This window comes from Allopontixanthobacter sp. (assembly GCF_034376665.1).
GTDB lineage: Bacteria > Pseudomonadota > Alphaproteobacteria > Sphingomonadales > Sphingomonadaceae > Allopontixanthobacter.
The window spans coordinates 1-7807 of record NZ_JAXMJI010000052.1; the positions used below are offsets into that span (position 1 = coordinate 1).

The following is a 7807-nucleotide window of genomic DNA, read 5'->3' on the forward strand; positions in this document are numbered from 1 at the left end:
TTCCAACATGGAAACGGTGCATATCGCGGCCTATTCGCATCTGCTCGACACCATCGGGATGCCCGAAAGCGAATACGGCATGTTCCTCGAATATGAGGAGATGAAGGCGAAGCACGATTATCTGCAGGAATTCGGGGTCGACACGGACGAGGATATCGCCCGCACGCTGGCGATGTTCGGCGGTTTTACCGAAGGGCTGCAGCTGTTCGCCAGTTTTGCGATGCTGATGAATTTCCCGCGCTTCAACAAGATGAAGGGCATGGGGCAGATCGTCAGCTGGTCCGTGCGCGACGAATCGCTGCATTGCGAAGGCATCACCCGCCTGTTCCACGCCTTCACCCAGGAACGTGATTGCCTGACCAAAGCGGTCAAGGAAGACATCATGGATGCGTGCCAGAAAACCGTGCGGCTGGAAGACGCCTTCATCGACCTGGCGTTCGAGGACGGCCCCGTCCCCGGCATGACGCCGAAGGAAATCAAGCACTACATCCGCTACATCGCCGACTGGCGCCTCAGCCAGCTGGGCCTGCCGGCGATCTACATGGTCGAAGACCACCCGCTCCCCTGGCTCGCCCCGCTGCTGAACGGGGTGGAACACGCCAACTTCTTCGAAACCCGCGCCACCGAATATTCGAAGGGCGCAACCCGGGGCAATTGGCAGGACGTGTGGAGCAGCTTCGACAAACGCCAGGCCGCCAAGAAAGGCGACGAAGCGAATGATGCGGCTGCGGATGACGGGCCGGGGTTGTTCGGGGATGATGCTGGTGCGGGAAGTGTGGCGGCGGAGTAGGGGTGGGTGGCTCAAGCCGAACTCTCTGCAGGGATCGTTTATGGCGTTGATCGATGTCCTCAATGTGGCGTAGCTACGCCGCTGCTAGAGAAGGTGGACAAGTGTCATCTACACTATGTAGATTCTTATACCTATGGCAATGAATATTGGTATTTCACAGCGAGTTGCTCGCGGTGTAAGAACCATGTGCTGTTTTATGGTGCCAAAGAAAGAGACAGCGGTCGCGAAGAGCCTAAAGAGCTAAGTATTATTAGATCATTTCCAAATTTGGAAAAAGCTGCTGAAGAGCTACCTCAAAAGGCGGCGAAGTTCTTACAACAAGCGTTGGAGTCTAAGCATGCGCCAGACGGAGCGCTAATGCTTGCGGCGTCTGCTATCGATGCCATGCTAAAGGATAAAGGATTCAAGGCAGGGACTCTTTATCAGCGAATCCAAAAAGCGCACAAAGATGGCCTTTTGACGATGGACATGGAGGCGTGGGCTCACGAAATGCGATTGAGCGCGAACGAGCCGCGTCATGCAGATGATGAATTTGATGGCGCTACTACCGAAGATGCGGAACAAATATTAGCCTTCGCGAAGGCGTTAGGCCAGTACCTGTATGTCTTGCCAGCACAAGTTAAACGATGGCAGACAAAGGCGGTCGAACCAGGGAATCCCGGGGAAAGTGTTCCTGTTGCCCAGACGTTACCGTGACGAGTTCCGGGCGTGACGAGTTCCGGGGACAGTAAACTTAATTCCAGAGCCGAATTCCGGGGACAGTATACTTAATCCCAGAACCAAGCTCACACTGATGTTCCTGCTCAATCCATAACCCCCGCCGATTGAACCGTTTGAAGAAGTGATTTCTCACGCAGAGGCACAGAGGCGCGGAGGGGTTGCGCTTTGTCCCGCACCGGGCCTCTTGTGACCTCAAAATCGAGAGCGCGGCTGCGCCGCAGGCACCCAATCTCCGCGTCTCTGCGCCTCCGCGTGAACCCGCCCTCGGCGCTGCCATAATTGCTCAACTATTTCAGACGTAAAGCAGGCGCATGGACCTGCTGAACCCCGAATATGTGAGCTACTGGCTGATCGCCGTGAACTTCGCCACTTTCGCGGCCTTCGGGATCGACAAGGCGAAGGCGGAACGCGGCGCGCGGCGGATATCGGAAGCGGCGCTGCTGCAATGGGCCTTCTTCGGCGGCACCCCGGCCGCCTATGCCGCGCGGCAGCTGTTCCGGCACAAGACCCGCAAGCAGCCGTTCTCCAACAATCTGCACATGATGGCGATCATCCAGATTTCCGCGCTTGCGGGCCTGCTGGTCTATTTCGCCTGAAGGCCCCGCCCCCGCTCAATCTCCCCGCCGCACCAATAGCGGCATCACTCCAAATCCGATCTGGCCTGCCAAGCCATAGATTCCGGGAACGGCAAACAGAGCGGCGAACCACTCCGCAATTCCGGTGCCGGACAGCGCGCGGGACAGAATTGCCTCGGCCAGCATCAACAGGGCGAAGGCGGTCCCGCCCATCAGCGCGGCGTCTCCGCTGCTCGTAATATCGAACCGGCGGGTCAGCCAGCGCGCGGCGAAGTAGCTGGCTGCCAGCATCACCGGCAATTCGGCCAGAACTGCGGCGACCTCCCCCATCATCGGCGCCATCCATATGACGCGCAATGTGCCCAGCGCAAAGCCGAGCAAAAAGATCAGCGCGAAATGGCTCCCGGCGGCTTTGATCGGGCTGGTCCTCATCGCGTGATCCTATCACTCCCGCTGCGGCCCGCCAAAATGTTGAGAATTCCGGGGACTGTGAACTTAATCCCAGGACCAGGATCTCAATGATGTTCCCGCTCAATCCTTAACCCCCGCCGACCGAACCGTTTGAAGAAGTGATTTCTCACGCGGAGGCGCGGAGGCGCAGAGGGGTTGCGCTTTGCCCCGCACCGGGCCTCCTGTGGACTCGAAAGCGTGAGCGCGGCTGCGCCGCAGGCACCAATTCTCCGCGTCTCCGCGCCTCCGCGTGAACCAATAGGCCTTTAGGCCCGCTCCGCCGCGCCGAAGAACCGGCACAAATTGATTTGGCGCAAGGTAGCGGGCGGCGGGCGTGCTAGGGCGGGGGACAAGCATGAAAGGCTTTTTCCCGATGTCCAACACTCCGCACGATCTTCACGCCGAATTTCCCGATGACACCGCGGCGCTGCACACGCTCAAGCTGGAGGACGCCCATTTCCGCAAGCTGGCGGAGGAATATCACGAGGTGAACGGCGAAATTCACCGCAGCGACGCGGAAATCTCTCCGGTGTCGGACGAACATTCCGAGGAACTGAAGAAACGCCGCCTCGCCCTGCTGGACGAAATATCCACCATGGTGATCGCCGCGAAAGCCTAGACCCGCAAACCCGGCCCCCCTCCGCAGCGCCGCGCGCGCCAAAATGCCGCAACCGCCTTTCCTCGGGCGCGCCAAGCCGCTAAGCGCGCCGGGGCAAGGTTGAGGATTTCGGGCATGGCGGAAACGGCGGACAGGGCAGACAGCGTGGCGGAGGACAGGACCATCCTGGCCAAGGCGGAAACGCTGATCGAGGCGCTGCCCTATTTCCAGCGCTACAAGGGCCGCACCTTCGTGGTGAAATACGGCGGCCACGCGATGGGCGATCCCAAGGCCGCGCGCGAATTTGCCGAGGATGTGGTGCTGCTGAAAGCGGTCGGCATCAATCCGGTGGTGGTCCACGGCGGCGGGCCGCAGATCGGCGCGATGCTGAAACGGCTCGGGGTCGAAAGCAGCTTCGTCGACGGGCTGCGGGTGACCGACAAGGCGACCGCGGACATTGCCGAAATGGTCCTCTCGGGCGCGATCAACAAGGAGTTGGTTGGCTGGATCGCGGCGGCGGGCGGCAAGGCGATCGGCATTTCGGGCAAGGACGGCGGGCTGGTGACGGCCACCAAGGTGGAACGCACCACCAAGGATCCGGACAGCAATATCGAACGGGCGATCGACCTCGGCTTCGTGGGCGAGCCTTCGGCGGTGGACACGACCATTCTCGACACCGTCAGCGCGGCGGGGATGATCCCGGTGGTCGCCCCGATCGGCGCGGGCGCGGACGGGCATACCTACAACATCAACGCCGACACCATGGCCGGCGCGATTGCCGCGGCGCTGGGCGCGGCGCGGCTGTTCCTGCTGACCGATGTGAAGGGCGTGCTCGACAAATCGGGCACGCTGCTGACCGATCTCGACCCCGCCGCGATCGCCCGGCTGCGCGCCGACGGCACCATCAGCGGCGGGATGATTCCGAAGCTGGAAACCTGTATTCACGCGGTAGAAAGCGGCTGCGATGCAGCGGTTGTTCTCGACGGGCGCGTGCCCCATGCCATGCTGCTGGAATTCTTCACCAGCCGCGGGGCCGGCACCCTGATCAGAAAGGCGTAAGATATGAAAAATTCGGTATTCCTCCGGTTGACCCTCCCGCCCGCATTGGCACTGGCTCTGGCCGGATGCGGGGATGCGGTCGATCCCGGTCCGGCGGCGGAAACGGACGGGGCCGAAGTCGTCGCGATGACCAATTACGAACCCGCGCTGGTCGAACTGCCCAAGGCGTTCTCGAGCCCGGACTGCGCCGTGGTCGCGGGGGCCTACGCCCAGGCGCTGGCCGAGAAGCGGTTTCCCGTAGCGGCGCAGGCCTGGGCCGAACCGGTGGGCACGGACAAGCTGGCGCTGGGTTACGAAAAATACGGCAAACCAGCCCTCCAGATCGGGCAGGCGCGCGAGGAAGGCGCTGCCGGATCGCTGTTTTGCGAGGTCACCGTGACCCTGCGCGACAGCGACAATCCGCAATCCCCCCTGAAGCAAGGCACGATCTCCTTCCGCCGCGCCAATAATGTGCCCGGGGCCACCCCGGACCAGCTGCGCTGGCGGATCGTGGGCAGCACGATCGACCAGGAACTGACCGGCGCGGCAAAAACTCCGCCGGGCTGATGCGTATTATGCGGTTGATACAGTCCGCGTTCGTCCTGTATCAGCGTCCCGTTCCACCATCCAATATCCGCGAAGCCCCAGCCGGAAGGACCTTCCCTTGTTCCTGATAGTCGATATCCTCTCCATGCTCGTCAACGTGCTGGTCATGCTGATCATCGTGCAGTTCATCATCGGATTGCTGTTCGCCTTCAACGTAATCAACCCGGGCAATGAATTCCTCCGCCAGATCTACGATTCGATCAATTCGCTGCTCGAACCCGTGCTGAACCCGATCCGGCGCATCCTGCCCGCGACCGGGGCGATCGACTTTTCTCCGCTGGTGCTGATCATCGGCCTGCAGATCGTGATGCGGATATTGCTCGAAGTCGCGTACACCACGGCGTGATGACCGAGGCGCCCCCCGTTCGCACGGCCGCGATCATCGACGGCAAGGCCGCTGCGCTAACGCTGCGCGAGAAGGTCGGCAGACTTGCCGCCGAGTTCGAGGCGAAAGTCGGCCGCAAACCCGGCCTCGCGGTGGTGCTGGTGGGGAATGATCCGGCCAGCCAGGTCTATGTCGGGTCCAAGGGCAAGGCGACGCTGGCGGCGAACATGAACAGCTTCGAACACCGCCTGCCCGAGGGTGTCGCGGGCGAGGAATTGCTGGCGCTGGTCGAACGGCTGAACGCGGACCCTGCGGTCGACGGCATCTTGGTGCAATTGCCGCTGCCCGCGCATCTCGACGAACAGGCGGTCATCTCGGCCATTTCGCCGGACAAGGACGTCGACGGGTTCCACGTGATCAACGCGGGCCGGCTGTCCGTGGGTCAGGCGGGTTTCGTGCCCTGCACCCCGCTCGGCTGCATGATGTTGCTGACGGAACGACTGGGCGATCTGTCCGGGCTGGAAGCGGTGGTGATCGGCCGGTCCAACATCGTCGGCAAGCCGATGGCGCAATTGCTGCTGGACGCCAACGCTACCGTCACCATCGCGCACAGCCGGACGAAGAACCTGCCCGAAATGGTCCGCCGCGCCGATATCGTGGTGGCTGCAGTAGGGCGGGCGGAAATGATCGGGCGCGACTGGATCAAGCCGGGCGCGACGGTGATCGATGTCGGGATCAATCGTCTGCCGCCGGAACCCGGTGCGGACAGGGGCCGGCTGGTGGGCGATGTCGCCTTTGACGAGGTGAGCGAAATTGCCGGGGCGATCACCCCGGTGCCGGGCGGGGTCGGCCCGATGACCATCGCCGTTCTGCTGCGCAACACGCTGGTCGCCGCGCACCGGAATGCCGGGATCGAGCTGGCGGAGAGCGCGCTATGAGATTTGTTGCAGCCTTTGGCCTGTCGCTGGCCGCATCCCTCGCGCTGGCATCCTGCGCTGGCTCGGGCGGCCCCCGCAGGACGCTGGACCCCGTCGCCAACCCCAGCGAAGTGGTGGCGGTTGAGCTCGCTTTCGCCCGCGCTGCGCGGGAGGACGGCCAATGGACCGCGTTCCGCAAATTCGCCGCCGATGGTGCGCTGATTTTCGGCCGCGGCGGCGCGTTCGAAGCCAAGCCGTGGCTCGCCAAGCAGCAGAATCCGCCGCAATCGGTCAGCTGGCAGCCGCTGGCGGTGTGGTCCAGCTGCGATGGCTCGCTGGCGGTGACGCAGTTTAGCTTCACTGATCCGCATGACGGTACTACGGGCCTCGGCCACACCGTGTGGCAGCGGCAGCGGGGGGGCGAATACCGCTGGGTGTTCGACTTTGGCTGGCCAACCGGGGAGACAACCCCCGAACCCGACATGATCTCTGCCAAGGTCGCCGAATGTGGTCCCGGCGCAGCGGTTCTGGCAGATGCGGGTGAAATGCGGCGGTCCGCTGACGGTACGCTGGGTTGGAGCTTTGCCTTCACCGGCGAGGGAACGCGCAATTTCACCGTGTGGACGGCGCAGCAGGGCGGCATGATGACGCGGGTGATCGACGTTTCGATCCCCCCCGCACCCCAGCCATGATCGAGCTCTATCTCTCCGCCTTTATTACCCTGTTCGTGGTGATCGATCCGCCCGGCTGCGCGCCGATCTACGCGGGTCTGACCCGCGATGCAGCCCCGGCGCAGCAGCGGTTCATGGCAATCAAGGCCTGCCTGATAGCAGGCGCGATCCTGCTCGGCTTTGCGCTCTTCGGCGAAAAACTGCTGTCGGCGCTGCATATCGAACTGAGTGCCTTCCGGATCGCGGGAGGGATCATGCTGTTCATGATCGCGCTCGACATGGTGTTTGAAAAGCGCACCCAGCGGCGCGAGGAACGGGCCGAAAAGATCATGGGCACGCCCGAGGTGGAGGATGTTTCGGTGTTCCCCATGGCCATGCCGATGCTGGCGGGACCGGGCGCGATTGCCTCGATCATGCTGCTGGTGGGCGGTTCGTCCGGCATCGAAAGCACGCTGGTGATACTGGCCGCGCTGGCATCGGTGCTGCTGCTGACGATGTTCGCGCTGATGGCCGCGAGCCCGCTGATGCGGTTGTTCGGTGCCTCGGTGGAGGCGGTCATTACGCGGCTGCTCGGGGTGTTGCTGGCGGCGCTGGCCGCGCAATATGTGATCGACGGGCTGCGGGAAAGCTTCGGGATCTAGCGAGCCCCGTTTACTGCAGCGTCACCCGGTCATCGTCCCCGTCACGTCGGCCGAAGAACTGCATCAGCTGGACCAGCAATTCGCAGCGCGTGGAAATGTCGTCCGCTTCCAGCAGCGCCTGTTTTGCCGCCGGGTCGAAGGGTGCGATCTGGGACACACCGTTGATCAGCGACATATCGTCGAGCCGTGCCACCGACTCCCAGTCGACGCTGTAACCCTGTGCATCGGCAAAGCGCCGCGCCTCGCGCTCGAACCCGGCGCGTTCGACACTGCTGAGCGCCTCGTTTTCGTCATCCTCGATCAACTCGGCTTCGATCTGACGGAACGGGGTGGTGACATCCAGTTCGCGGATGACGCGGAATCGCTGCTCGCCTTCCAGCACCAGGTTGAACCGGCCATCGTCGAGCGCCTCGAATTCGCCGATTCGCCCGACGCAGCCGACAGAGAACAGCGGCGCGCCTTCTGCCGGGCGCTGC

At 62.8% G+C, this 7807-nt stretch carries 12 protein-coding genes; 10 read left to right on the top strand and 2 right to left on the bottom strand.

Annotated features, from left to right (window positions below; all coding sequences use genetic code 11):
* The 3 genes from U0988_RS05235 to U0988_RS05245 form a co-directional block, all read left to right on the top strand.
* Positions 1-790 (top strand): ribonucleotide-diphosphate reductase subunit beta (locus U0988_RS05235; RefSeq protein ID WP_322291584.1); only part of this gene is annotated, 790 nt, incomplete at its 5' end.
* A gap of 6 nt (positions 791-796) precedes the next feature.
* Entirely contained in the window at positions 797-1486 is a 690-nt protein-coding gene (locus U0988_RS05240; RefSeq protein WP_322291585.1) for a DUF4145 domain-containing protein, read from the top strand.
* Positions 1487-1821: 335 nt separating this feature from the next.
* Positions 1822-2106 carry a DUF1294 domain-containing protein gene (locus U0988_RS05245; RefSeq protein ID WP_322291586.1) on the top strand — a complete coding sequence of 95 codons (285 nt, stop codon included), beginning with the start codon at positions 1822-1824 and terminating at the stop codon, positions 2104-2106.
* A gap of 15 nt (positions 2107-2121) precedes the next feature.
* Here U0988_RS05245 and U0988_RS05250 read toward each other — a convergent pair whose 3' ends face one another.
* Positions 2122-2517 (bottom strand): hypothetical protein, encoded by a 396-nt coding sequence (locus U0988_RS05250; RefSeq protein ID WP_322291587.1) that lies wholly within the window; start codon positions 2515-2517, stop codon positions 2122-2124.
* Between the two features lie 373 nt (positions 2518-2890).
* Between U0988_RS05250 and U0988_RS05255 the strand changes: the two genes are divergently transcribed.
* The 7 genes from U0988_RS05255 (at position 2891) to U0988_RS05285 (ending at position 7331) form a co-directional block, all read left to right on the top strand.
* A complete protein-coding gene (locus U0988_RS05255; protein WP_322291588.1) occupies positions 2891-3154 on the top strand; it encodes a YdcH family protein in 264 nt (87 codons plus the stop codon).
* A 114-nt stretch (positions 3155-3268) separates the two neighbouring features.
* Positions 3269-4192: an acetylglutamate kinase gene (argB, locus tag U0988_RS05260; RefSeq protein ID WP_322291589.1), complete on the top strand. Its 924-nt coding sequence runs from the start codon at positions 3269-3271 to the stop codon at positions 4190-4192.
* Between the two features lie 3 nt (positions 4193-4195).
* Positions 4196-4738 carry a hypothetical protein gene (locus U0988_RS05265; RefSeq protein ID WP_322291590.1) on the top strand — a complete coding sequence of 181 codons (543 nt, stop codon included), beginning with the start codon at positions 4196-4198 and terminating at the stop codon, positions 4736-4738.
* Between the two features lie 97 nt (positions 4739-4835).
* Positions 4836-5123, top strand: coding sequence for a YggT family protein (locus tag U0988_RS05270; protein ID WP_416172365.1), 288 nt, complete (start codon positions 4836-4838; stop codon positions 5121-5123).
* Entirely contained in the window at positions 5123-6040 is a 918-nt protein-coding gene (folD, locus tag U0988_RS05275) for a bifunctional methylenetetrahydrofolate dehydrogenase/methenyltetrahydrofolate cyclohydrolase FolD (protein WP_322291591.1), read from the top strand. Before U0988_RS05270 ends, folD begins: the two co-directional genes overlap by 1 nt.
* Entirely contained in the window at positions 6037-6711 is a 675-nt protein-coding gene (locus U0988_RS05280) for a hypothetical protein (protein ID WP_322291592.1), read from the top strand. Before folD ends, U0988_RS05280 begins: the two co-directional genes overlap by 4 nt.
* A complete protein-coding gene (locus tag U0988_RS05285) occupies positions 6708-7331 on the top strand; it encodes a MarC family protein (RefSeq protein WP_322291595.1) in 624 nt (207 codons plus the stop codon). The genes U0988_RS05280 and U0988_RS05285 overlap by 4 nt, the downstream gene beginning before the upstream one ends.
* Before the next feature lie 10 nt (positions 7332-7341).
* On the opposite strand, the gene U0988_RS05290 is transcribed toward U0988_RS05285, so the two are convergent.
* Positions 7342-7807 (bottom strand): LON peptidase substrate-binding domain-containing protein (locus tag U0988_RS05290; protein ID WP_322291593.1); only part of this gene is annotated, 466 nt, incomplete at its 5' end.

What these genes read in the sequence shown, in the direction of transcription:
- folD (WP_322291591.1), top strand. Translation starts at nt 5,123, where the DNA reads ATGACCGAGGCGCCCCCCGTTCGCACGGCCGCGATCATCGACGGCAAG.
- U0988_RS05280 (WP_322291592.1), top strand. Translation starts at nt 6,037, where the DNA reads ATGAGATTTGTTGCAGCCTTTGGCCTGTCGCTGGCCGCATCCCTCGCG.
- U0988_RS05245 (WP_322291586.1), top strand. Translation starts at nt 1,822, where the DNA reads ATGGACCTGCTGAACCCCGAATATGTGAGCTACTGGCTGATCGCCGTG.
- argB (WP_322291589.1), top strand. Translation starts at nt 3,269, where the DNA reads ATGGCGGAAACGGCGGACAGGGCAGACAGCGTGGCGGAGGACAGGACC.
- U0988_RS05265 (WP_322291590.1), top strand. Translation starts at nt 4,196, where the DNA reads ATGAAAAATTCGGTATTCCTCCGGTTGACCCTCCCGCCCGCATTGGCA.
- U0988_RS05250 (WP_322291587.1), bottom strand. Translation starts at nt 2,517, where the DNA reads ATGAGGACCAGCCCGATCAAAGCCGCCGGGAGCCATTTCGCGCTGATC.
- U0988_RS05285 (WP_322291595.1), top strand. Translation starts at nt 6,708, where the DNA reads ATGATCGAGCTCTATCTCTCCGCCTTTATTACCCTGTTCGTGGTGATC.
- U0988_RS05255 (WP_322291588.1), top strand. Translation starts at nt 2,891, where the DNA reads ATGAAAGGCTTTTTCCCGATGTCCAACACTCCGCACGATCTTCACGCC.